The sequence below is a fragment of the Methylobacterium sp. Leaf465 genome, from assembly GCF_001424705.1.
In the GTDB taxonomy this organism is placed as follows: Bacteria; Pseudomonadota; Alphaproteobacteria; order Rhizobiales; family Beijerinckiaceae; genus Methylobacterium.
Genome location: NZ_LMRA01000012.1, coordinates 311,739 through 335,208, shown reverse-complemented (window position 1 = coordinate 335,208; position 23,470 = coordinate 311,739). Strand labels below are relative to the sequence as shown.

General features: G+C 68.9%; 18 protein-coding genes. 7 read left to right on the top strand and 11 right to left on the bottom strand.

The window, feature by feature from the left end; all coding sequences use genetic code 11:
- Nucleotides 1–41: 41 nt before the first annotated feature.
- On the top strand, nucleotides 42–683 hold the full coding sequence (locus tag ASG51_RS10055; RefSeq protein ID WP_244480110.1) for a DUF2155 domain-containing protein: 642 nt from the start codon (nucleotides 42–44) through the stop codon (nucleotides 681–683).
- 16 nt (nucleotides 684–699) lie between these two features.
- Here ASG51_RS10055 and aat read toward each other — a convergent pair whose 3' ends face one another.
- From aat to ASG51_RS10025, 6 genes are all read right to left on the bottom strand, one after another.
- Nucleotides 700–1,368 carry a leucyl/phenylalanyl-tRNA--protein transferase gene (aat, locus tag ASG51_RS10050; protein ID WP_056380564.1) on the bottom strand — a complete coding sequence of 223 codons (669 nt, stop codon included), beginning with the start codon at nucleotides 1,366–1,368 and terminating at the stop codon, nucleotides 700–702.
- Between the two features lie 123 nt (nucleotides 1,369–1,491).
- Nucleotides 1,492–1,824: a hypothetical protein gene (locus ASG51_RS10045; protein ID WP_056380562.1), complete on the bottom strand. Its 333-nt coding sequence runs from the start codon at nucleotides 1,822–1,824 to the stop codon at nucleotides 1,492–1,494.
- 436 nt (nucleotides 1,825–2,260) lie between these two features.
- The gene (locus ASG51_RS10040) at nucleotides 2,261–2,569 is read right to left on the bottom strand and encodes a hypothetical protein (RefSeq protein ID WP_056380560.1); all 309 of its coding nucleotides are present in this window, start codon (nucleotides 2,567–2,569) and stop codon (nucleotides 2,261–2,263) included.
- A 99-nt stretch (nucleotides 2,570–2,668) separates the two neighbouring features.
- Nucleotides 2,669–4,033, bottom strand: coding sequence for an acetyl-CoA carboxylase biotin carboxylase subunit (gene accC, locus ASG51_RS10035; protein ID WP_056213926.1), 1,365 nt, complete (start codon nucleotides 4,031–4,033; stop codon nucleotides 2,669–2,671).
- Between the two features lie 14 nt (nucleotides 4,034–4,047).
- On the bottom strand, nucleotides 4,048–4,533 hold the full coding sequence (gene accB, locus ASG51_RS10030) for an acetyl-CoA carboxylase biotin carboxyl carrier protein (RefSeq protein ID WP_056214026.1): 486 nt from the start codon (nucleotides 4,531–4,533) through the stop codon (nucleotides 4,048–4,050).
- A 126-nt stretch (nucleotides 4,534–4,659) separates the two neighbouring features.
- Nucleotides 4,660–5,448 (bottom strand): DsbA family protein, encoded by a 789-nt coding sequence (locus tag ASG51_RS10025; RefSeq protein WP_056380559.1) that lies wholly within the window; start codon nucleotides 5,446–5,448, stop codon nucleotides 4,660–4,662.
- A 164-nt stretch (nucleotides 5,449–5,612) separates the two neighbouring features.
- Here ASG51_RS10025 and ASG51_RS10020 point away from each other — a divergent pair, with 164 nt between their 5' ends.
- A complete protein-coding gene (locus ASG51_RS10020; RefSeq protein ID WP_056274676.1) occupies nucleotides 5,613–6,791 on the top strand; it encodes an aminotransferase class I/II-fold pyridoxal phosphate-dependent enzyme in 1,179 nt (392 codons plus the stop codon).
- Nucleotides 6,792–6,849: 58 nt separating this feature from the next.
- Here the strand turns inward: ASG51_RS10020 and ASG51_RS10015 are convergent, their stop codons facing one another.
- Nucleotides 6,850–9,927, bottom strand: coding sequence for a ribonuclease E/G (locus ASG51_RS10015; RefSeq protein WP_056380557.1), 3,078 nt, complete (start codon nucleotides 9,925–9,927; stop codon nucleotides 6,850–6,852).
- A 794-nt stretch (nucleotides 9,928–10,721) separates the two neighbouring features.
- On the opposite strand from ASG51_RS10015, the gene ASG51_RS10010 reads away from it, so the two are divergent.
- Both ASG51_RS10010 and ASG51_RS10005 read left to right on the top strand, forming a co-directional pair.
- Nucleotides 10,722–12,005 carry an N-acetylmuramoyl-L-alanine amidase gene (locus ASG51_RS10010; RefSeq protein ID WP_056380555.1) on the top strand — a complete coding sequence of 428 codons (1,284 nt, stop codon included), beginning with the start codon at nucleotides 10,722–10,724 and terminating at the stop codon, nucleotides 12,003–12,005.
- Nucleotides 12,006–12,240: 235 nt separating this feature from the next.
- Nucleotides 12,241–14,673 (top strand): penicillin-binding protein 1A, encoded by a 2,433-nt coding sequence (locus tag ASG51_RS10005; RefSeq protein ID WP_056213908.1) that lies wholly within the window; start codon nucleotides 12,241–12,243, stop codon nucleotides 14,671–14,673.
- A gap of 72 nt (nucleotides 14,674–14,745) precedes the next feature.
- Here ASG51_RS10005 and ASG51_RS10000 read toward each other — a convergent pair whose 3' ends face one another.
- The 4 genes from ASG51_RS10000 to ASG51_RS09985 form a co-directional block, all read right to left on the bottom strand.
- Nucleotides 14,746–15,726 carry a hypothetical protein gene (locus ASG51_RS10000; RefSeq protein WP_082513955.1) on the bottom strand — a complete coding sequence of 327 codons (981 nt, stop codon included), beginning with the start codon at nucleotides 15,724–15,726 and terminating at the stop codon, nucleotides 14,746–14,748.
- 63 nt (nucleotides 15,727–15,789) lie between these two features.
- On the bottom strand, nucleotides 15,790–17,952 hold the full coding sequence (locus ASG51_RS09995) for a TonB-dependent receptor (protein WP_082513954.1): 2,163 nt from the start codon (nucleotides 17,950–17,952) through the stop codon (nucleotides 15,790–15,792).
- 220 nt (nucleotides 17,953–18,172) lie between these two features.
- On the bottom strand, nucleotides 18,173–19,162 hold the full coding sequence (locus ASG51_RS09990) for a DUF1775 domain-containing protein (RefSeq protein WP_056380553.1): 990 nt from the start codon (nucleotides 19,160–19,162) through the stop codon (nucleotides 18,173–18,175).
- 42 nt (nucleotides 19,163–19,204) lie between these two features.
- Entirely contained in the window at nucleotides 19,205–19,528 is a 324-nt protein-coding gene (locus ASG51_RS09985; protein WP_056380550.1) for a hypothetical protein, read from the bottom strand.
- 332 nt (nucleotides 19,529–19,860) lie between these two features.
- Between ASG51_RS09985 and ASG51_RS09980 the strand changes: the two genes are divergently transcribed.
- From ASG51_RS09980 to nrdR, 3 genes are all read left to right on the top strand, one after another.
- Nucleotides 19,861–21,159 (top strand): L,D-transpeptidase family protein, encoded by a 1,299-nt coding sequence (locus ASG51_RS09980; RefSeq protein ID WP_056351394.1) that lies wholly within the window; start codon nucleotides 19,861–19,863, stop codon nucleotides 21,157–21,159.
- Between the two features lie 273 nt (nucleotides 21,160–21,432).
- Nucleotides 21,433–22,737: a serine hydroxymethyltransferase gene (gene glyA / locus ASG51_RS09975; RefSeq protein ID WP_056274539.1), complete on the top strand. Its 1,305-nt coding sequence runs from the start codon at nucleotides 21,433–21,435 to the stop codon at nucleotides 22,735–22,737.
- 140 nt (nucleotides 22,738–22,877) lie between these two features.
- Nucleotides 22,878–23,462 carry a transcriptional regulator NrdR gene (gene nrdR, locus ASG51_RS09970; protein WP_244476410.1) on the top strand — a complete coding sequence of 195 codons (585 nt, stop codon included), beginning with the start codon at nucleotides 22,878–22,880 and terminating at the stop codon, nucleotides 23,460–23,462.
- Nucleotides 23,463–23,470: the final 8 nt, after the last annotated feature.

Below are 23,470 nucleotides of genomic sequence, written 5' to 3'. Positions count from 1 at the left end.
GGTCGTCCGTGAGCCGCAGCACAGCAGGATCGTCTCGCTCCGTGGTCAAGCGCCTCCTCCTCGCGTCGGTCGCGATCGGCCTCTCCGGCCTCCCGGCTGCCGCCGACAAGATCAAGAACCCCACCGCGGTGTTCTCGGGCCTCGACAAGATCACCGGGCGCATCGTTTCCTTCGAAGTGGCGGTGGACGAGACCGTGCAGTTCGGCGCCCTGCAGCTGACGCCGCGGGTCTGCTACAGCCGCCCGCCGACCGAGAGCCCGAAGACCACGGGCTTCCTTGAGGTCGACGAGGTTACCCTCGACAACAAGTATCGCCGCATCTTCACCGGCTGGATGTTCGCGTCGAGCCCCGGACTGCACGCCATCGAGCATCCGATCTACGATGTCTGGCTCGTCGATTGTAAGGGCGGCTCCGACGTGATCGCCGAGGCACGCGAGCAGGAAGATGTGCCCGCCATGGCCTCGAAGCCGGAGAAGACCCGGCGTCCGAAGACCGGCCAGGACGCCACCCGGACCGCCCAGCAGGTGAATCCGAACGGCCAGGTGGATGTGGAAGCGCCGCGCGGGGTGCCGGTCCAGCCCAGGCAGAAGCCCTCGCGCAAGTTCTTCCCGTCGAACGAGGGGCCGGCCCCGGCGCCGCCGCCGCAGCAGCCGCAGTCGCTGTTCGACGCCCTGTTCCGTTAGGATGCACCGACGCGCGTCAGCCGAGGGCTAACGCGTCCAAAACCTGTTGCCCGCGCACCGATCCGTCCCCGGGCCAGACGGTCCAGTCTGCCCGCTGGTCGATCGCCTCGGCCAAGCGCCGCTTGTAGATGTGGCGCGGGAGTTCCTCCGCGCCGAACTGCATCAAGTGATCGGTCACGAACTGCGTGTCGGCGAGGCGGTAGGCGCCCGCGCGCAGACGGGCCACGAGATGCACCAGGGCGACCTTCGAGGCGTCGCGGACGGTGTGGAACATGCTCTCCCCGAAGAAGGCGGCTCCGAGGGAGACGCCGTAGAGGCCGCCGACCCGCTGGCCGTCGAGGAACACCTCCACCGTGTGGGCATGCCCGGCCTCGAAAAGGGCACCGTAGAGCTCGCGGATCCGGCCATTGATCCAGGTTCGCTGGGCATCACCCCGCGGCGCGGCGCAGCCGGCGATGACCGCATCGAAATCCTGATCGGTTCGGACCTCGAACACGTCCGACCGCACGGTTCGCGCGAGACGCTTGGCGACATGGAAGGCGTCGAGGGGCAGGACGCCGCGCGCCCGTGGTTCAACCCAGTAGATGGCCGGATCGTCGGCATCCTCCGCCATGGGAAAGATGCCGGCCGCATACGCCTTCAACAGGATCTCGGGCGTGATCTCGACGCGGTCGCCATCATACATGAGCGGAGTTTGAAGCGGTGCCACGTGGAAGGCCAGAGGGAGGCGCGCCGCACGGGGCGCCCGATTCACGAAAAAGGGCGGAACCTCTCGGTTCCGCCCTCGCATGCCAGACGGCGGGGATGCTTAGAAATTCGGGCCGCCCGAGGTGGTGCCGAGATTCGGCACAATCCGATTCGGCTGCTCGGCGTTCCCGCCCTTCGCGGAATCCTCGAAGATCGCCTCGCGGTTGGTGGTGTAGGGCGCCTCGACCACCGAACCGGTCACGTCCATGTCGACGCGGCCATCGGCGTTGCGGTAGGCGCCGTAGGCCGACGGATTGTCGATCGGGCCACGGGTGGTGTTGCCGGCCTGCGGAACGGCCCGCTCGGGCTGGCCGACATTGCCGGACGGAGACTGCGCCAGGGCGGCAGAGGCAATCAGGGAGGCGGCGACGAAGGTCAGGCTGAAGGTGCGCATCGGAATCTTTCGGGAAGTCGGTCGTTAGGAATTCGGTCTCCGGCGGAGCAGGTCGCTTCGGGGCTCGAAAGGCCCGCTCCGGCTCCGCCTGACTGATCTGGGGGAGGAAGTCGTGACGGATCAAAGCGTTCCGGCACTTCCTTCGCTGGCAATCGGTCGCAGGCGACGGGCCTGGAAAGTGTTGAGATCATTCCCAAGGAACAAGCGAACGTCGTCGCAACGGCTCAGATTGGGCCAATCCGCGAACGGAGCTCAGCGTGAAAGAGATGATCCGGATCAGCTTGAATCTCATTCACGCGCAATTTGGTTGTGCGTGAACGCACATGGGTGGTCGATGACCCGCCAGGGGAGCGGACCGGCACGAAAAAGCCGGCCCGTTTCGGGGCCGGCTCGGGATCGAACAATCAGGGCAGACCCGCCGCGACGGGTTGTCCGATTAGCGGGCGGGGCCGCCGGACGTCGTACCTGTGTTCGGCACGCCGCGGTTGGTGTCGTTGGCATTGCCGCCCTTGGCCGAATCGACCGCGCCCGCGCCGGGGCTCATGCCGCGTTCGCCGGCCGGGGCCGTCGCTGCGCCCGGGACCGGCGCCATGTCGCGGGTCGAGGGGTTGTCGATCGGTCCGCGGGTGGTTCCACCAGCCTGCGGTACCGCCCGCTCGGGCTGGCCGACGTTGCCGGAGGGCGATTGGGCGAGGGCGGGACCGGCGAGAAGGAGGCCGGCGAGAAGCGGGATGGTCAGGCGCACGCGGTGGGTATTCCTTGCAGGGCGGCCCGGCGGCAAATCCCGCCATCGAGCCTGGGCAGATGCTGGAGAACGAATCTGCGCCGGCGCTGTTCCCCCGGCTTACGGCGCCGACGGTTCGTCCAGGCCGCCATCGGCCAGGAACCCCTCGAGCCAATGGATGTCGTACTCCCCGTTCTGGACATCCGCATTGCGCACCAGGGTCCGGAACAGCGGCAGGGTGGTGTCGACACCGTCGACCACGAACTCGTCGAGGGCGCGGCGCAGGCGCATGAGGCACTCGTTGCGCGTGCGTCCGTGCACGATCAGCTTGCCGATCAGCGAGTCGTAGTTCGGCGGAATGCGATAGCCCTGGAACACGGCCGAATCCACGCGCACGCCGAGCCCGCCGGGCGGATGGAAATAGGTGATGAGCCCCGGCGAGGGACGGAAGGTCGCCGGATGCTCGGCATTGATGCGGCACTCGATGGCGTGCCCCTCGACCTTGATCTCGTCCTGCGTCATCGACAGAGGCAGACCGGCGGCGACGCGGATCTGCTCGTTCACCAAGTCGATTCCGGTGATCATCTCGGTGACGGGATGCTCGACCTGAATGCGGGTGTTCATCTCGATGAAGTAGAACTTTCCGTCCTCGTAGAGGAACTCCACCGTCCCGGCGCCGAGATATTGCAGGTCCTGCATCGCGCGGGCGCAGATGCCGCCGATCTCGGCGCGCATGTCGGCGTTGAGAGCCGGCGAGCCGCCTTCCTCCCAGACCTTCTGGTGCCGGCGCTGCAGGGAGCAGTCACGCTCGGCGAGGTGAACCGCGTTGCCGCGCCCGTCGCCAAGCACCTGAACCTCGATGTGTCGCGGCTTCTCCAGGTACTTCTCCAGGTAGACCGCATCGTCGCCGAAGGCCGCCTTGGCCTCGGTGCGGGCCATGCCGAGAGCCTGCTCCAAGTCGGCCTCGGACCTCGCGACCTTCATACCGCGGCCACCGCCGCCGGAAGCTGCCTTGACCAGGACCGGATAGCCGATCTCGGCGGCGATCCGCTTGGCTTCCTCGGGATCCTCCACGCCGCCCTCGGAGCCGGGCACGCAAGGGATTCCCAGGCGCTTGGCGGTCCGCTTGGCCTCGATCTTGTCGCCCATGATGCGGATGTGCTCCGCCTTGGGGCCGATGAAGCCGATGTTGTGGTGGGCCAGCACCTCGGCGAAGCGCGCATTCTCGGAGAGGAAGCCGTAGCCCGGGTGGACGGCGTCGGCCCCGGTGATCTCGCAAGCCGCGATGATCGAGGGAATGTTTAGATAGCTGTCGCGGGCCGCCGGCGGCCCGATGCAGACGCTCTCGTCGGCGAGGCGCACATGCATCGCATCCGCGTCGGCGGTGGAGTGGACCGCCACGGTGGCGATCCCGAGTTCCTTGGCCGCACGCAGGATGCGCAGGGCGATCTCGCCCCGGTTGGCAATCAGGATCTTATCGAACATGGGTGCGGCCCTGCTCACTCGATGACGAGGAGGGGTTCGCCGAACTCGACGGGCTGGCCGTCCTCGACGAAGACGGCGGTGACGGTGCCGGCGCGGGGCGCAACGATCTCGTTGAAGGTCTTCATCGCCTCGATGAGCAGGAGCTTGTCGCCCGCCTCGACCTTCGAGCCGACATCGACGAACAGCTTGGCCTCGGGCGAGGGCCGGCGATAGGCGGTGCCCACCATGGGGGAGGGGACCGAGCCGGGATGGCCGGCACCGGCCTTGCGGTCGAGGCCGCCCCCGGGACCGGGGACCGGAAGCGGCGCGGCGACGGCGGCCATCGCGGGCACCGGGGCCGGCGCGGGAGCCGCGACCTGCACCTGAACCGCCTCGATGCGGCGGGCGACGCGGATGCGCAGATCCCCCTTCTCGACCTCGATCTCGCTGAGATCGGTCTCGTTGATGAGCTTGGCGAGCTCGCGGACGAGCTCCGGATCGAAGGGGTCGTTCTTGGACATCGGCTCCTTGGGCATCGGCTCGGTCGTCTTCAGGTCAGGCGGAGGGTGCGGCTAGGGTCGCTGGCGGATGCCATGGCCGGGCGGAACACGCCCGGCAGCGACGACTCGGGTCTGGACATCGAGGGCTCAGCAGCTGGCGTGGCCGCACTGGCGCACATCGCTGATGGTCTTGCGGATCGGCTCGAGGCCGACCGCGCCGGGAATGATCTCGTCGCCGATGACGAAGGCGGGCGTGCCCGACAGGCCGAGCTTGTCGCCGAGGCCGACATTCTCGGACAGGGCGGCCTTCACCTCGGGGCCCTGCGCGTCCTTCATCAGGCGGGTGACGTCGAGGCCCATCTCCTTCGCCACGGCCACGGCGCGCTCGCCGTTCACCCGGCCCTTCGATTCCAGGAGCTTGGTATGGAATTCGAAGATCTTGTCGCCCTTGAGCTGCTGCTTGGCCGCGAGCGCGATCTTGCTGGCCTCCAGGGATTCGGCGCCGAGCACGGGGAAGTCCTTCAGGACGACGCGCAGCTTCGGGTCCCCCTTGATCAGGGCCTGGATGTCCGAGAGCGCCTTGCGGCAATACCCGCAATTGTAGTCGAAGAACTCGACCAGCGTGACGTCACCCGCGGGATTGCCCGCCACGACGCCGTGGGGCGAGTTGACCAGAGCCTCGCGGGATTCCTTCAGGGCCGCCGACTGGGCCAGCTTCTGGGTCTCCTGCTGCCGGCGCTCGCCCTCGGCGATCGCCTCCTGCAGAACCTCGGGATTCTTGACGAGGTAATCCTTGATGATCCCCTCGATCGCCTGGCGCTGCGCATCCGTGAAGGCGGCGGCCGGGGCGGGCTGGCTCGGGGTGGTCTGAGCCACCGCGGCGCCGAGGGTGCCGGCCAAAATCGTGGCGGAGAGCAGGGAGCGGAAGAGGGGCATACGTCCTCGCGGGGCGGGACCGGTCAGACGTAGGCCGGCCATCGGGGGTCGTGTCGTCGATGCGACATGCGGTTAGCGGCCGGGTTAGGCGTTTTCGCGGCGGGCGGTCAATCACCGAATGGCAGGTTTGGCCCTCGCGCGGCGCAGCCGCTATGACGGAGCCGATGAGCCAGCCCCTGATCCTCTCTTCGAACCTGCCCTCCGAACGCGCGGCCCGCGTCGCCCCGTTCCTCGCCATGGACGTGATGTCGGCCGCCGCCGCCCGCGAGGCGCGCGGGGAGGCCGTCGTGCACATGGAGGTTGGGCAGCCCTCGGCACCGGCCCCGCGCGCGGTGATCGCGGCTGCACAGGCGGCTCTCGCGACCGGCGCACTGCCCTACACCCAGGCGCTCGGCCTCCCGGCCCTGCGCGAGCGCATCGCACGCCACTACGCCGAAACCTATGGGGTCGCGGTCCCACCGAGCCGGATCGTCGTGACGACCGGCTCTTCGGCCGGTTTCGTGCTCGCCTTCCTCGGCCTGTTCGATGCCGGCGCCCGCATCGCGGTTCCGCAACCGGGCTACCCGGCCTATCGCAGCCTCCTCAACGCCCTCGACCTCGTCCCGGCCCCCCTGGTGCTGCAGGAAGCGGACCGTTTCGCCCCCACCGGCGCCGCCCTCAAGGCGCTACACGAACGAGAGCCCCTGTCCGGCATCCTCGTGATGAGCCCGGCCAACCCCTCCGGCACCGTGATCGAGCCGGCGCGCCTCGCCGACCTCTGTGCCACGGCCCGGGCGCTGGGGCTGCGCTTCATCTCCGACGAGATCTATCACGGGCTCGCCTACGGCGTGCCGACCGAGACGGCCCTGCGCTACGACGACGAAGCGATCGTCATCAACTCGTTCTCGAAGACCTGGTGCATGACGGGCTGGCGCATAGGCTGGATGGTGGTGCCGGACTGGCTCGCCCGGCCCGTCGAGCGGCTGGCGCAGAACCTCTACATCTCGGCGCCCTATCTCTCACAGGTCGCGGCGCTGGCGGCCTTCGACGCCGTGGGCGAAGTCGAGGCGGTGCGCGCGGGCTACGCCGTCAACCGCGCCCTTCTCCTCGACGCCTTCCCGGGCCTTGGCCTGGGGCGCACGCACCCGGCCGACGGGGCCTTCTACCTCTACGCCGACGTCTCGAACCTCACCGACGATTCGGTGGCATTCTGCCGGCGGATGCTGGACGAAGCCGGGGTCGCCGCGACTCCGGGACTCGATTTCGACGGCCAGGATGGCGGCCACCACGTCCGCTTCTCGTTCGCGGGCTCGCACGCCGATTGCGTCGATGCGGTGCTGCGCCTCAAGGCTTGGCTTCGCTGAAACGCAGAACGGGGCGGGCTCGACGCCCACCCCGCTCGTTCTGGCTGATAACGGACGATCACTCGCCGGTCAGGGCCGCCTTGGTCCGGGACCACCAGCCGGCCCGCTTCGGACGATCCGGATCGGACGGGGGCGTGAGCACCACCGCCACCGGCTCGGGCGCCGGCTTGGACGCAAGCACCGGCTCCGTCGTCTGGGGCGCTTCGGCCTCCGGCTCGACCGCCACTGGCGCTTCCAGGGCGACCGGCGCGGCCGTCTCGGAGGCCGCGGGTGCCACCGCCTCGGACACCGCCGCGGCGCTCACCGGCTCCTCGCCGCCCAGGAAAGCGGACGGCGCGTCGGTTGCACCTTCGTCGCCCTCCACCGAAGCGACCGGCCGATCGCCGAAGGCCTGCTCGTCACCGGTCCGGTGAGCGGAGTCCTGAGTTTCGGACTCGTCGCGCCCGTCTTCCTGGCCGATGGCTTCGCCATCGCGCCCGCGACCGTCACGGTCGCGCCCGCGGCCGCCGCGGCGACCCCGGCGGCGACGGCGGCCGCTGCCATCATCCTCGCCGGACGCAGGCGTCTCGGCCGACGCGACCGTCTCGTCGGCCTCGGCCTGCGCGGCGATGTCCTCGGACTCCTCGCCCTCGCCATCCTCGTCGCCCTCGGAGGCCGGCTCGCCACCGATCTGCTCGCCCGCTTCGGTGCGACCGCCCCGCCGACGGCGACGGCGGCGACGTCCACCGCGGCCCTCGCCACCGTCGGCGGCCTTCTCACGGGTCTCTTCGGCCGGGGCGCCGGCCTCGGTCTCCTCGGTCTCGGCCTCGGCGACCTCCTCCTCGATCTCCGGATCGAAATCCTCCTCGGGCTCGAGGGCGGAGCTGATCGCCACGGCACGCACACCGGTCACCGGCCCCTCGGCACGGACCGCTGGCTCGCCACGTTCGAGCTGGAAGGCCGAGGTGGCAGCGAGGCGCTCATCGGCCGCGATGGTGAGGGAGACGCCGAAACGGACCTCCAGCTCGCGCAGGTGCGCCCGCTTCTGGTTCAGGATGTAGAGCGCCACCTCGGTGCGGGTGCGCAGGACGAGGTTGTGCGTCGTGCTCTTGAGGAGCGATTCCTCGATCGCCCGCAGGATCTGCAGCGCCACCGACGAGGTCGCCCGGACGTAGCCCGAGCCGCCGCAATGGGTGCAGGGCAGGGACGAGCTCTCCAGCATCCCGGTGCGGATGCGCTGGCGGCTCATCTCCAGGAGGCCGAAGGGCGAGATCCGGCCGACCTGGATGCGGGCGCGATCGTTCTTCAGGCACTCGTTGAGCTTCTTCTCCACGGCGCGGTTGTTGCGCTTCTCCTCCATGTCGATGAAGTCGATCACGACGAGGCCGGCGAGATCGCGCAGGCGCAGCTGGCGGGCGACCTCCTCGGCCGCCTCCAGGTTGGTGCGCAGGGCGGTGTCCTCGATGTCGTGCTCGCGGGTGGAGCGACCCGAGTTCACGTCGATGGAGACGAGGGCTTCCGTCGGGTTGATGACGAGGTAGCCGCCCGACTTCAGGGTGACGTGGGTGGAGAACATCGCGTCGAGCTGCTGCTCGACCCCGTAGCGCGCGAAGATCGGCGTCGCGTCCCGGTAGGGCTGCACGACCTTCGACTGGCCGGGCATCAGCATCCGCATGAAGTCGCGCGCCTCCCGATAGGCTTCATCGCCCGCCACCAGGATGTCGTCGATGTCCTTGTTATAGAGGTCGCGAATGGCGCGCTTGATGAGCGAGCCTTCCTCGTAGACCAGCGCCGGAGCGGAGGACGACAGCGTCAGCTCGCGAACGCTCTCCCACAGGCGCATCAGGTACTCGAAGTCGCGCTTGATCTCGGGCTTGGTGCGCGAGGCGCCGGCCGTGCGCAGGATGACGCCCATCCCTTCCGGCACCTCCAGGTCCTGGGCGACTTCCTTGAGGCGCTTGCGGTCGGCGGCCGAGGTGATCTTGCGGGAGATGCCACCGCCACGTCCGGTATTCGGCATGAGCACCGAGTAGCGCCCGGCCAGGGACAGGTAGGTGGTCAGCGCCGCGCCCTTGGTGCCGCGCTCTTCCTTGACGACCTGCACCAGGATGATCTGGCGGCGCTTGATGACCTCCTGGATCTTGTAGTGGCGACGATAGGTGCGCGGGCGCTCTGGGATCTCGGCCAGGGCATCGCCGCCGACCTGAGCGATCTTCTGCGGACGCTCGCCGTCCTCGCCCTCGCTCTCCTCGTCGTCCTCGTCGTCGTCCTCATCGGAATCATCGTCGTCATCCTCGGACTCGTCGTCGGAATCGTCGTCCTCCGAATCCTCGTCGCTCTCGTCCGCATCGTCCTCGTCGGGTTCCTCCTCGGACGTGGTCCCGGCGGCGGGCGCCGCGATGTCTGAGTCGGCCTCGCCCATGGGTGCGGCTTCGAGCGCCAACTCGGCCGCCGGCTCGACCGGCGCCTCGGCGGTGGCACCAGCAGACCCTGCGTCGTCGGAGAACGGGACGTCCGACGCCGCCGGCTCGTCGCCCTCGGAGCTCTCGCCGCTGGCGAGGGCCGCTTGCGGCAAGTCGGCGGATTCATCGCTGCCGGGCAGGATCGGCGGCGGCGCGTCGCCGAGGCCGCCCTCGAGCAGCGCGTCGGCGACGCCGATCGCCGGATCGCTGGCCGAAGTCTCGTCGAAGGAGGTCTCGTCGAAGGAGATCGGGTTGCCGTTGGCCTCGCCGGCAATCGGTGCGCCGACGTCCTCCGACGTCACCGTCTCGGACGTACGGGCCTTCTTGGCGGAGGTGCCGTCGCGACGACCGCGCGAGCGGCGGCGGGGCTTGCGCTCCTCGCGCTCCCGGTGCTCCTCGGCTTCGCGGGCCTCGTCCTCGAGCAGGGCCTGCCGGTCCGCGAGGGGGATCTGGTAGTAGTCCGGGTGGATCTCGCTGAAAGCGAGGAAGCCGTGGCGGTTGCCGCCGTACTCGATGAAGGCGGCCTGGAGCGAGGGCTCCACGCGCGTCACCTTGGCGAGGTAGATATTGCCGCGAAGCTGGCGCCTGTTGGCGGCCTCGAAGTCGAATTCCTCGACCCTAGACCCGTGAACCGTGACGACCCGGGTCTCCTCCGGGTGCATCGCGTCGATGAGCATCTTGTTGTTGTTGGCCATGACGAACTTTCGACATGGCGGTCGACGTCGTTCTCCTCGAACCGCGCGGTCCCGATGGGGCGCCGACCGGTCCGGGCGCGACGGCCCGGCGGATCGGTGCCCGTGACGACCCGGGGAAGGGGGTCGCGGAAGCTGTGGGGAAGGGATTGCCGCCAACCGCCGCTGGGCGCCGGATCTCGGCGCGCGTGGGGTTGATCCTGGCCAGGGGCGACGAGAAGGCGGCGCCACGCGAAACGCGCAGGCGTTGAACACGAGCAACGGCAACCGATGCTGTGTGTCCGCTCATTCTCTCCCTGACCTCGCGAAGACTGTATGGGCCCATCCGAGGACAGGCCGGCATGTGCAGAACGGTGCGGCGGCCGAAAAGGCCACCGAATGAACCGACTCCCACCCGGCCTTGCTGTGCCGCCATGTCTGACGCGGGGAACCGACTGCGAAGGCGATTCGACGCAATGCCGAACCGCGCCCGCGGGCCGCGGAGCAAACCGCACGGCACCGGGAAGGGGACCGTATCATTACAGAGCGTCGCGACGTTTTGGCAAGGTCCTTAATCTTTGATCTGCCGCTCTGACCTGACATCTCCGTGCCGAACCTCGGCAGGGGGATCGCCGCGGCCCGCGTCGTGGCGGGGGCTGTCGCCGCCGGGACACAAGGGGCGCCGAAGTGGAACGCGGCCCTTGAGGAACGGTTAACCATCCCGTCGGTATCCGGTAGTGGCTGGCTTACTTCATAGCCCGCTCGCGAGCCCGCTCCTCCGGGGCGGGCCCGTCCTCACGGGGATGATTGCCGGAACGATGCCGAGACGCGCCCGCCTTCTCCGCTCCGTCCTCCTCGCCCTGGCCTGCGCCGGAGCGAGCCCGTTCGCCGGGACCGGTGCACGGGCACAGGACACCGACAACGCGCATGGGACCGCCTCGCCGGCGGCCGTCGCCATCGCGGCGGACCTCGCCACGAGCAACGGTACCACGAAGCTGACCCTGACCCTTTCGAAGGCCATCGAGGCGAAGGCCTTCGTGATGGAGCGTCCGGATCGGGTGGTGATCGATCTGGCGGAAGTGAACTTCCAGCTTGGGCCGGAAACCGGCCGGAAGCGCGACGGGGTGGTGGCCTCCTTCCGCTACGGGCTCTTCGCGCCGGGACGGTCGCGCATCGTCGTCGACCTCGCCCAACCGGCGACGGTGGGGCGGATCGAGACCATGACGCGCCCGCGCGACGGCGCCGTGCTGCTCAGCATCGAGTTCCAGCGCAGCGATCGCGAGGGCTTCCGACGCGCTTCGGTGGCGAGCGATCCGGCACCGGCCCAGCGCAAGGTCGCGACCATCCCGGAATCGACGGACGCCCGCCCTCTGATCATGATCGATGCCGGCCACGGCGGGACCGATCCCGGCGCCATCGCGGCCACCGGCGCCTTCGAGAAGGACATCGTGTTCGGCTTCGCCCAGGCCCTGGTGTCCCAGCTCGAAGCCGGCGGCCGGTACCGGGTGCGGATGACGCGGGACCGCGACGTCTTCGTGCCCCTCTCCGAGCGCGTCCGCCTCGCCCGCGAGGCGAAGGCCGACCTCTTCGTCTCGATCCATGCGGATTCGATCTCGTCGGCCCCGCAGGTGCGCGGCGCCACCATCTACACCGGCTCCGAGAAGGCCACCGACGCCGAATCGGCCAAGCTCGCCGAGCGCGAGAACCGCGCCGACGCGGCCGCCGGCACCGAATCGAACGAGGGTCCCGGCCATGTCGCCGACATCCTCCAGGAACTGACCCTGCGCGAGACCCGCACCTTCTCGTCGGGGTTCGCCAGGAGGCTGATGACCCATCTCGGGCCGGTCATGGAGATGAGCGCCAAGCCGCACCGCGAGGCCGGCTTCCAGGTTCTGCGCTCGCCCGACGTCCCCTCGGTGCTGGTGGAACTCGGCTACCTGTCCAGCAAGCACGACCTCGACCTGCTGCAGTCGGAGGGTTGGCGCGCCGAGGTGACCGGCGGCATGGCCAAGGCGATCGATGCGTTCTTCGGCAGCCGGACGTCGCTGACCCGTCCGCAGCCGCCCCGTCGCTCGGCCGCAATCGCCCCAGTTTCACCATAGAATGCGTGTGAAACCGGGGCTCACAGCGCTCCGGTCACACCGATGCCGATGGTCTCGGTCGGATTGATCGCGGCGCGCTTGAGCGAACGCCGCCGACAGCGTGGGCTCGACCGCATTTCACGCGGCGGGACTCTTGCATTTCGGAATGGGACACGGTCCGAGGAGGTACGCGCCATCGTGGCGGGTGCTCTCGCGGCCGGCCGGCGGCGATGGATCATCGACGGACGGGACCCGGATGCGCTTCATCCTTCGTTTCTTCGGCTTCCTGTTCAGCGTCGGCGCGATGGTCTTCGTGATCGCCGCCGCGGCGGCCGCGTTCTTCTACTGGAAATTCAGCCAGGACCTGCCGGATCACGCCGCGCTCGCCAATTACGAGCCGCCGGTGATGAGCCGCGTCCATGCGGCGGACGGCTCGCTGCTGGCCGAGTACGCCAGTGAGCGGCGGCTCTACCTCCCGATCCAGGCGATGCCCAAGATCGTCGTCGCGGCCTTCCTCTCGGCCGAGGACAAGAACTTCTACAAGCATGGCGGCGTCGACCCCGAGGGTCTCGTGCGCGCCGCGCTGACGAACTTCAAGAGCGGCAAGAAGCAGGGCGCCTCGACGATCACCCAGCAGGTCGCCAAGAACTTCCTCCTGTCCCCGGAGCAGACCTTCGAGCGCAAGGCCAAGGAGGCGCTGATCGCCTTCCGGATCGAGGCCGCCTACTCGAAGGACAAGATCCTCGAGCTCTACCTGAACGAGATCTTCCTCGGCACGATCGTGCCCGGGCGCAACCTGCACGGCGTCGCGGCAGCGGCACTCGATTACTTCGGCAAGTCGGTCCACGAACTGACGATCAACGAAGCGGCCTACCTCGCCGCCCTGCCGAAGGGGCCGAACAACTACCACCCCTACCGCCAGACCCAGAAGGCGCTCGATCGGCGCAACGAGATCATCGGCCTGATGGCCCAGAACGGGTACATCACCAAGGAAGAGGCCGAGGCGGCCCGCAAGATGCCCCTCGGCGTCAATCCGCGCGTCGCCTTCGCCAACGCCGCCAACGCCAACTACTTCACCGAAGAGGTCCGGCGCGAGATCGCCGAGCGCTACGGCGAGAAGAAGCTCTACGAGGGCGGCCTCTCCGTGCGCGCCACCCTGGACCCGAAGATGCAGTCCTGGGCCCGCAAGGCCCTGGTGGACGGCCTGGTTCGCTACGACCAGTCGCACGGCTGGCGCGGCGCGCAGGCCAAGGTCGACCTCGTCGGCCGCGACTGGGGCCTCGCCGTGGCCGAAGTGCCCGGTCTCGGCGACGTCGCGCCGTGGCGCCTCGCCGTGGTCCTGAACACCACCGGCGGCTCGGCCCAGATCGGCCTGCAGCCGCGCCGTGAAGCCTCCGGCCAGGTGTCGAAGGAGCGCGAGACCGGCACGATCACCGCCGAAGGCACCCGCTGGACCGGGCGGTCGCCCGCCGCGGCGCTCAACGCCGGCGACGTCGTCTACGTCGAGGCGACGGATACGAGCCGCAACCAGTACCGCCTGCGCCAGCGGCCCGAGGTCTCGGGCGCCATCGTGGCGATGGACCCCTATACCGGTCGCGTGCACGCGATGGTCGGCGGCTTCTCCTACGACGAGAGCCAATTCAACCGCGCCACCCAGGCGATGCGCCAGCCCGGCTCCTCCTTCAAGCCGATCGTCTACTCGGCGGCCCTGGACAACGGCTACACCCCGTCGTCGATCGTGCAGGATTCGCCGATCACCATCGAGGCGGGCCCCGGCCAGGAGGCCTGGACGCCCTCGAACTACGACGGCAAGTCCGGCGGTCCGCACACCCTGCGCTACGGCATCGAGCATTCGAAGAACCTGATGACGGTGCGGCTCGCCAAGGACGTCGGCATGCCGCTGATCGCGGAATATGCCCGCCGCTTCGGCGTCTACGACGACATGCTCCCGGTGCTGCCGATGTCGCTCGGCGCCGGCGAGACCACGGTGATGCGCATGGTCACCGCCTACTCGATGCTGGCCAACGGCGGCCGGCGCATCCGTCCGACCCTGATCGACCGCATCCAGGATCGCGTCGGCGAGACCATCTACAAGCACGACAACCGCAAGTGCCTCGGCTGCGACGCGGACAAGTGGTCGGGCCAGGACGAGCCCAAGCTCGTGGACGATTCCGAGCAGGTCCTCGACCCGCTGACCGCCTACCAGATGGTCTCGATCATGGAAGGCGTGGTCCAGCGCGGCACCGCCACCATCCTGAAGCAGGTCGGCAAGCCCCTCGCCGGCAAGACCGGGACGACGAACGACGCCAAGGACGCCTGGTTCGTCGGCTTCTCGCCGGACCTCGCGGTGGGCGTCTATATCGGCTTCGACAAGCCGCGCTCCCTGGGGGACCGGGCCACCGGCGGCGGTCTCGCAGCCCCCATCGCCCTGGACTTCCTGAAGCAGGCCCTCAAGGACAAGCCGCCGACGCCGTTCCGCGTGCCCCCGGGCATCAAGCTGATCCGCGTCTCGGCCGCCTCCGGCATGCGCGCCGGCTCGGGCGAGGGTGGTGGTACCATCCTCGAGGCCTTCAAGCCCGGCACCGCCCCGCCCGACGCCTACGTCGCCGCCCCGGCACAATCCTCCAGCGCCCCGGCCGCGGTTCCGCCGGACGCAGATCGCGCCGCCCAGGCCGGCGGGCTCTACTAGGCCCGCACACCCATCGCGGACCGCCATCGATCGACATCGCGCCCCGGAGACATCTCCGGGGCGTTCGTCGTTTCAGTCTGTCCTACGCGCCAAGGCGAGATCCGCGAGCTTCTCGATGTTGAAGCCGGTCTGGGGCAGCTCGATCATGAAGCGCTCGGCGATCTCCGACACCACGAAATCCGGCTTCACCCGGGCGACGTAGCCCCAGTCGATGCTCGTCGACCACAGGACGTGAACCTCACGGAAGGTGTCGGCGAGGAGCGGCGTCAGGCTCCCCGTATGGGGGGTCGACGTATGGTGGCCGTAGGAATCGGCGAACAGGACCAGCCGGCGCGGGTCGGCCTCGCGCGAGTCGTTCCGGTAGACCACGTGGGCGCCGATATGCGCCGCCTGACCCCGGCCCTCCGCCTCGAAGGCCGTGACGAGCCTGTTGGCGTGGATGCGCCGCGCCGAGGTCTCGAACAGGCAGGACTCCACCGTCTCCCTGCGGATCGGATCGAACTTCAGGCCGAGATCGCCGGCATAGGGTGCAGGTGAGCCGATGCGGCGCCGGAGGATATCCTGGCGCGGAGCAAGACCGAGATGGCGGCAGATCTCGCCATAGGCGAGGAGATATCCGGCGAAGGTCCAGTGGCTGTCCGTCCGGCAATAGAGCGGCGCCTCGGCGGCACGCGCGCGAAACGGCCGTACGAGATCGATCCAGTGGCGCCGGGCCGGCGAGAGGCGGAGCCAGCGCTCCAGGCGTAGGACCGGCGCGCGCTCGGGGTCGAAGGCGAGCGCATCGGACGCCTGCGGATAGACCGTGAGCTTCTCCGGCGCCACCACGTGGGCGTAGCGGGTGCCGAGGCCCGCGCAACGCCGCACCCGCGCTTCCAGGATGCGGCGCCAGCGCCAGAGGATGGCGCGTGGAATCCCCGGATCGCGATACTGCCTCAGCACGGAATTGGTGCCGCCGATCAGGAACAGCCAGCCATCCGGGCCGACATGCACGTCCGGGTGATGGTCCGGCGCCGGAACACCGGGGGCGCGCGCGATGGTGAAACCCTCATTCATGGCGCGCTTCTAGCGGGCGGCCGCGAAAGGCGCACCCTCACCCGGCGGCCCGCTCCCGCCCGATCAGAAACCGGCGCGGATGCCGCCGAAGATGCTGCGGCCGACGCCCGGGTAAAAGGCCACCGGGCCGCCCGCGACGGTCCGGGCATCGGTGACGACGGAGATGTCCGACACGTAGCGGGCATCGGTCAGGTTTCGGGCATCGACGAAGACCGAGACGCCGTTCTGGAAGTCGTACCCGGCCTGGACGTTGAGGAGGGCGTAGCCCGGCACCCTCAGGCTGTTGGCATGGTCGGCGAAGGCACCCTGGGGCACCCAGTCGACGGAGGGACTGACGTGGAAACCCTCGCGGTTGCGATAGGTCAGGACCGTGCGCAGCACATCGCGCGGGATGCCGGCGATCTGGTTGTCGCCGAAGACCGGGTCGGCGAGGAAGTGGAAGTCGTTGTGGGTCCAGATCTGCGAAACCACGACCGCGTCGCCGGTGCCGATCAGGTCGCGGGCAAGATCGAGGGCGATTGCGGCCTCGACGCCCTGGTGGCGGGTCCGGGGCGCGTTGAAGGTCGCGGCCGGAATGTTGAGGCCCGGGTTGATCGAGAAGTTGATGAGCTCGTCGCGGATCTCCGAGCGATAGAGGGTGACGTCCCAGGACAGTCGATCGATCCGCCCGCGCGTGCCGGCCTCGTAGGTCACGGCGCGCTGCGCCCGCAGCGGCACGAACGTGGTGTTCAGCGTATTCTGCTGCACGAGGTCGGAGAAATCCGGCACGTCACGCGACCCGGTGATGTCGCCGAAGACCTGCAGGTCGGGCAGCGGCTGCCAGAGGAGGCCGACCTTGGGATTGATACCCGCATAGGTCTCGTTGGCCGAGGCGGGGAACGCGTTGGCGCCGGAGAAGCCGCCCTTGTTGCTGTAGGTCCGGTTGGAGGAAAACGCCTTGGCGCCGGCCATCAGGGCCACGTCCGGCAGGAACCAGAAGCGGTTCTCGCCATAGGCTTCGTAGTTCGAGGCGCTCTGCACCGCGCGCAGCGTCTGCGCGCCGCGCTGGCCGGCGACGTTGACGAACTGGAGGGCCGAATTCTGGCCCGCGAAGGCGCGCAGGCCGAGGATCAGGTCGTTGCGATAGCCGGCGACCTCGAAGGTCCCGGCCCAGTGCGGGGCGATCCCGTAGGTCCAGCCGTCCTGATCGATGACCTGGAAAATCGGGTGGTAGAGTGACTTGTGAATCGCCCAGGTGTCGATGTCGAGCTTGCCGACATCGAGCAGAAACGAGGTGCGGTTGGCGATCCGCTCGGTCTCGACCTTGCGCGACTGGTTGCCGGCGATCGCCGACGGATTGGCGAGCGTCGGATTGTTCAGGGCATTGAAGAGGCTCAGCGTGCCGGGGAGCTTCTGGTCGGTCAGGTAGACTCCGGCATAGAAGCGCGTCTCGACGCCCGGCGCGAGCTGGTAGCCGAGATTGGCGTTGAAGTTCTGCGTCCGCTGGGTCTCGTGGTCCCGGTAGCCGTCGGAATTGGTGATCGTGCCGTTGACGAGAAAATCGACCGGGCCGGAGATGCGCGAGACCTGAACGTTCTCCCGGATCGTGTTGAAGGCGCCGCCGTCGATGCGCAGGATGTTGGGCGCGAAGGCCGTCTGGGCGGTGGGGGTGACGACGTTGATGGCCCCGCCGAGGGTCGTCGCTCCGAAGGTGAGGGCGTTGCCGCCCTTGTAGACCTCGATCGAGCGCAGCCCCAGGGGATCGACCTGGTAGAAGTCGCCGCTGCCGTCGGCGAGGTTCAGCGGAATGCCGTCCTGCAGCAGTTCGAGCCCGCGCAGGTGGAAGCCACGCGAGATGCCCGAGCCGCGGACCGACAGGCGGAGTTCCTGGCCGTAGCGTTCCTGCACGTAGACACCGGGCACGTCCTTCAGCGTGTCGCGCAGGGTATTGGCGTAGCGGTCCTGGAAGTCCTTGGCGTCGACGAAGGCGACGGAACCGACGGTGGCGTTCACCGCAGCGCGCTGGGCCGCGACGCTCGGCACCGTGAGGGAGCCGGCCGCGGCGCCCTCGATGCTGAGCTCGGACAACGTCGCGGCAGCCGTTCCCTCGGCGCAGGACGGCGTCGCGGCGATGACGAGGGTCAGGAGCGAGGCACCCCCCAGGAGGGCGAGGGCAGCGGCCTTGGGGCAGGGGGAGAGAAGGGCGGACTCATTTCGGGGAGGGGAGACATTCCGAGGCGCGGACATGGGACGGGCTCCGGACCATGGGCCCGCGCTTCGCGACGGCGCGAAGGGGCCGGCATGATCCCGGTGGGAGAGGGGCGAGGTGGCGGACGCCGCGCGGGGATGCGCGCGGCGGAGCGATGGGTCGGGCCAGTTGGAAGACGGACACCGCCAGGCGTCGAGCCGGCCGGTCACGGTAGGATCCGGCCGGCCTTCGGTCCCCGGGATCCGGGGACGCGCGGCGTCAGTGCTCGTGGTGGCCCGGTGCCGTCGCGGCGGCGGCTGGCGCACCCGGCTTCATCGCGCCGATGGGCGCGACGCTGAAGGTGACGGGCACGGTGCCGGCGCGCTCGAAGCGCAGCGTGCCCTCGACCGTCTCGCCGGCCTTGGGTCCACTCGCGAGATCCTCGAACATGAGGTGCAGCCCGCCGGGCTTCAGCTCCACCGTCTCGCCCGGCTTGATCACCAGGCCACCCTCGACCGGGGCCATCTTCATCACACCGCCCTCCATGGTCATGGAGTGGATCGACGTGCGTCCCGCCAGGGGGATCGAAGCTCCGACGAGGCGGTCGGCCTGGCTGCCGGTGTTGGTGACGCGGACGTAGCCGCCCGCCACCTTGGCGCCGCCGGGCGTCGCGCGCATCCAGGGGGTCTCGATGCTCAGGTCGCCGGCCTTGACGCTCGACGCCGCGGCGCGGGCCGGGCCGGAGGCGGCGGCCACGATGCGGACGCCGGGGGCGGGGGATTTCAGGGCATGGGCCTCCTGCCCCGCGGCCGGGATCTCGCCCCAGCGGTACTGCCCCGCGGCGCAATCCTGCTCGACGGGGAAGTAGACCGTGCTGCCGGGCGCGAAGGCGTCGCTGATCCGCGCCAGGAAGGTGAATTCGTCGACCTGATCGTCGGGCAGGCTGCCCCCGGTCCAGGTGATGGTCCTCACCCCCTCGCGAATGTCCCCGTGATAGTACGGATAGGCGCGGGCATAGGCGCCCTTCTCGGTCGTCACGGTCCAGCCGGGCTTCGGCATTGGTTTGGCACCGATCACGCCCTCGGGGATGGTGACGCTGACGCGGTTGGTGGGCTGGCCGTCGCAGCCATGGGTGATCTGCACGACGCCGCGGTAGGCGGCATTCGGGCTCGCCTCTTTGCGCTCCAGGGTGGCGTGGGCGAGGGCGGCGGTAGCGGACAGGGAGAGGAGGAGGCCTGCGAAGAGCTCGGCCCGGGGGATGCGGTTCATCGGATGGTCCGTGTCTGATGGGATCGGGAATCGGCGATCGGATCAGACGGCGGGCGGACCTCTGGGATGGGGGATCGTGCCCGGCGGTCCACGAGCGGCGACGGACGCCTCGCGTCGCCAGGTCACCCGGCTCGTCGCGGGCGCCGGCCAGACGATGGTGCGAGCCGACACCTCCGGCATCGCCGCGTGCAGCATCGGCCCGGCCACGGTGCAACAGGGCTGATGATGGGCGTGGGTCGAATCGGGTTCAGCGGGGCCGGCCTCGTCGATCTGCCCGAGGCAGAGGATGCCGTGCGCGGAGGAGTCCGGCAGGGGCACGAGACCGCTGAGGACGGCATGGAGAACGAACGCGTAGAGGGCGACCACCGCAGTGATCGCACGCAGCGGGGCCCACCTTCCGTGGCCAGCCTGGTTCGCCGGAAGCGTCATCGTCCTTCGACTTACGCCATCGGTCCTCGTTTCGCCATGCCGATCGCACGGTGAGACACCGTGCTGTGGCACACGGGCCGCAGTCGAGAGAACGTGTCCGGGGATCGCGGGGATAAGCCGCGCCGTGCCACAATGTGGCCGGGTCCCCATGAGTTCTTAACCGTACCCCGACACGGTCGTGACAGGGGGTGTTCCGAGACCTCGGCGCGCGCTGCCGGGACCGACGACACCGCATGTCGCTTCGTAAATCAGATCAGAGTTCACGTCCGATGCTGAATCAGGCTTTCCACACCCGCGCGCTCGGCTTCGCGCTGCTCGCATCGGCGGCCGTCATCGGCCAGTCGGCGACGGCGCGTGAGGCCGGCGGCTTCGCCCAGGCCGAATGGGCGCAGGACTATGCCTCGCCCGCCGCCATGCAGGTGCAGCGCTCCTCGACGCCGATCCTGTCTCCGCAGACCGTGGCGGCCACGGAGCAGATGATCGAGCGCTACCGGGACATCGTCAATCGCGGCGGATGGAAGCCGGTCTCCGGCGCCGATCGCCTGCGCGTCGGCGCCAAGGGGCCGGCCGTGGCCGCCCTGCGCCAGCGCCTGATCGTCACGGGCGATCTCGACCCGGCCTCCGGCGGCTCGGGCGTGTACGATTCCTACGTCGCGGCCGGCGTGAAGCGTTTCCAGGCGCGGCATGGCCTGAGCCAGACCGGCGCCATGAGCCAGACCACCCAGGCGGCCATGAACGTGCCGGCCGATGTCCGCCTGCACCAGCTCGAAATCAACGTGGTGCGCCTGCGCTCCTATGCCGGCAACCTCGGCAATCGGTTCGTCATCACCAACATCCCCGCCGCCCTGGTGCAGACGGTGGAGAACGGCCAGGTCGTGACCCTTCACGCCGCCGGCGTCGGCAAGATCGACCGCCAGTCGCCGATCATGAACACCAAGGCGACGCAGATCAATTTCAACCCCTTCTGGACGGTCCCGGCTTCCATCGTGAAGAAGGACCTGATCCCCAAGATGCAGAAGGATCCGACCTACCTCACCGAGAACAAGATCCGTATCTTCGCCGGCGAAAACGAAATCTCCCCGGCTTCGGTGAACTGGAACTCGGACGAAGGCACCCGCTACCGCTACCGCCAGGATTCGGGGGCCGACTTCAACTCGATGGGCATCGTGCGCATCAACATTCCGAACCCCTACGGCGTGTTCATGCACGACACGAACTCGAAGGGCGTCTACGGCGACGATTTCCGCTTCATCTCCTCGGGCTGCGTCCGCGTGCAGAACGTGCGCGAGTACATCACCTGGCTTCTCAAGGACACGCCCGGCTGGGGCCGCGAGCAGGTCGAGCAGGCCATCGAGAGCGGCAAGCGGGTCGACGCCACGCTGTCGACCCCGGTTCCGGTCTACTGGACCTACATCACGGCCTGGTCGACCCCGGACGGCCTCGTCCAGTTCCGCGACGACATCTACAAGCGTGACGGCGTGAACGTGCCCTCGACCCTCTCGGCCCCGACCCCGGTCGCCAGCGCCGAGCCGGTTCAGAGCTTCGAGCCGGGCGACGAGGAGAACTGAGCCCGCTCATCGGCGATCAAACGGCACGATTGTCCAGGCCCGCGCCCCAAGGCGCGGGCCTTTTGCATGGTGGATGCGACGCCACGACACGGGTTGTTGCCGGCTCGACTCTGAGCGACGCGCTCTGTGCTGAATTTTTTTGATCCCACGCAAAAAAATGCCTGTGCTTGGCCTTGGAACCGGTCGCGTGTAGTAATCCAGCCTTCGAACGCCCGCCCGCCCTACGCCAGCGGATTACGGGTGCGTCCGCCCGTTCAACAATCGAGGCTTTCCATGAGCGCCGGTACTGCTGCCGACAAGCACTTCTCCAACACCTTCTTCGCTGCTCCCCTCGCGGACGCGGATCCGGAGATCGCGCAGGCGGTGGCCCAGGAACTCGGCCGCCAGCAGCACGAGATCGAGCTGATCGCCTCCGAGAACATCGTCTCGCGCGCGGTTCTCGAAGCGCAGGGCTCGGTGCTGACGAACAAGTACGCCGAGGGCTATCCGGGCCGCCGCTACTATGGCGGCTGCCAGTTCGTCGACATCGCCGAGAACCTGGCCATCGATCGCGCCAAGCGTCTGTTCAACTGCGGCTTCGCCAACGTGCAGCCGAACTCCGGCAGCCAGGCGAACCAGGGCGTGTTCCTGGCCCTGATGCAGCCGGGCGACACCTTCCTCGGCCTCGACCTCGCGGCCGGCGGCCACCTCACCCACGGCGCCCCCCCGAACGTCTCGGGCAAGTGGTTCAAGCCCGTCTCCTACACCGTGCGCCGCGACGACCAGCGCATCGACATGGAGCAGGTCGAGGCCCTCGCCCACGAGCACAAGCCCAAGGTGATCATCGCCGGCGGCTCGGGCTATCCGCGCCACTGGGACTTCGCCAAGTTCCGTGAGATCGCCGATGCCGTCGGCGCCTATTTCTTCGTGGACGCGGCGCATTTCGCGGGCCTGATCGCGGCCGGCGTGCATCCGTCGCCCTTCCCGCACGCCCACGTCGTCACCACGACGACCCACAAGACCCTGCGCGGTCCGCGCGGCGGCATGATCCTGACGAACGACGAGGCGCTGGCCAAGAAGTTCAATTCGGCGATCTTCCCCGGCATCCAGGGCGGCCCGCTCATGCACGTCATCGCCGGCAAGGCCGTGGCCTTCGGCGAGGCCCTGAAGCCCGAGTTCAAGATCTACGCCAAGCAGGTGATCGAGAACGCCAAGGCGCTGGCCGACACCCTGATGTCGAGCGGCTACAACATCACCTCGGGCGGCACTGACAACCACCTCATGCTGGTCGACCTCACCAGCAAGGGCCTTACCGGCAAGGCGGCGGAAGCGGCCCTCAGCCGCGCTGACATCACCTGCAACAAGAACGGCGTGCCGTTCGACACGCAGAAGCCCACCATCACCTCGGGCATCCGCCTTGGCACCCCGGCTGGCACCTCGCGCGGCTTCGGCGTCGCCGAGTTCAAGCAGATCGGCGGCCTCATCGTCGAAGTCCTCGATGGCTTGGTGGCCAAGGGTGACGAGGGCGATGCCGCGGTCGAGGCGAGCGTGAAGCAGCGGGTGCACGCCCTCACCGACCGCTTCCCGATCTACGGCTGAGGCGCACCGCCCCGCCAGCGGGCGCTTGAACCGGCGCCCCTCACCATGCCATGCAACGGCCGCGGACCCTCGAGTCCGCGGCCGTTGTCGTTTCCGGCGCGCCTTCCCCTCAGCGCTCCTCCCTCCCAGGTGTCCGTCCGATGCGGTGTCCCTATTGCGGCGGTCCCGACACCCAGGTGAAGGATTCGCGCCCGAGCGACGACGCGGCGGCGATCCGCCGGCGCCGGGTCTGCCCGGATTGCGGCGGTCGCTTCACCACCTTCGAACGGGTGCAGTTGCGCGAACTCACCGTGCTCAAGCGTTCGGGCAAGCGCGTGCCCTTCGACCGCGACAAGCTCCAGCGCTCGATCGGGGTCGCCCTGCGCAAGCGCCCGGTGGACCCCGAGCGCATCGAACGCCTCGTCAGCGGCATCACGCGTCAGCTCGAGAGCAGCGGCGAGGCCGAGATCGGCAGCGAGGCCATCGGCGAACTCGTGATGGAGGGCCTGAAGGGGCTCGACGACGTCGCCTACGTGCGCTTCGCCTCGGTCTACAAGAATTTCCGCGAGGCCAGCGACTTCAAGGCGTTGCTCGGGACCCTCTCCGATCCGGCTGCCCTCCCGGCCGATACGGGCTCGGAGGAGCCGCGCGGGGCGGGCGGAACCGCGACCGGGGACCGGCTTCCGGATCTCTCCGCGACGGTCACGCCCCTCCGGCCGAAGCGCCAGCCGAAGTCCCGGGCGTGAGGAGCGCC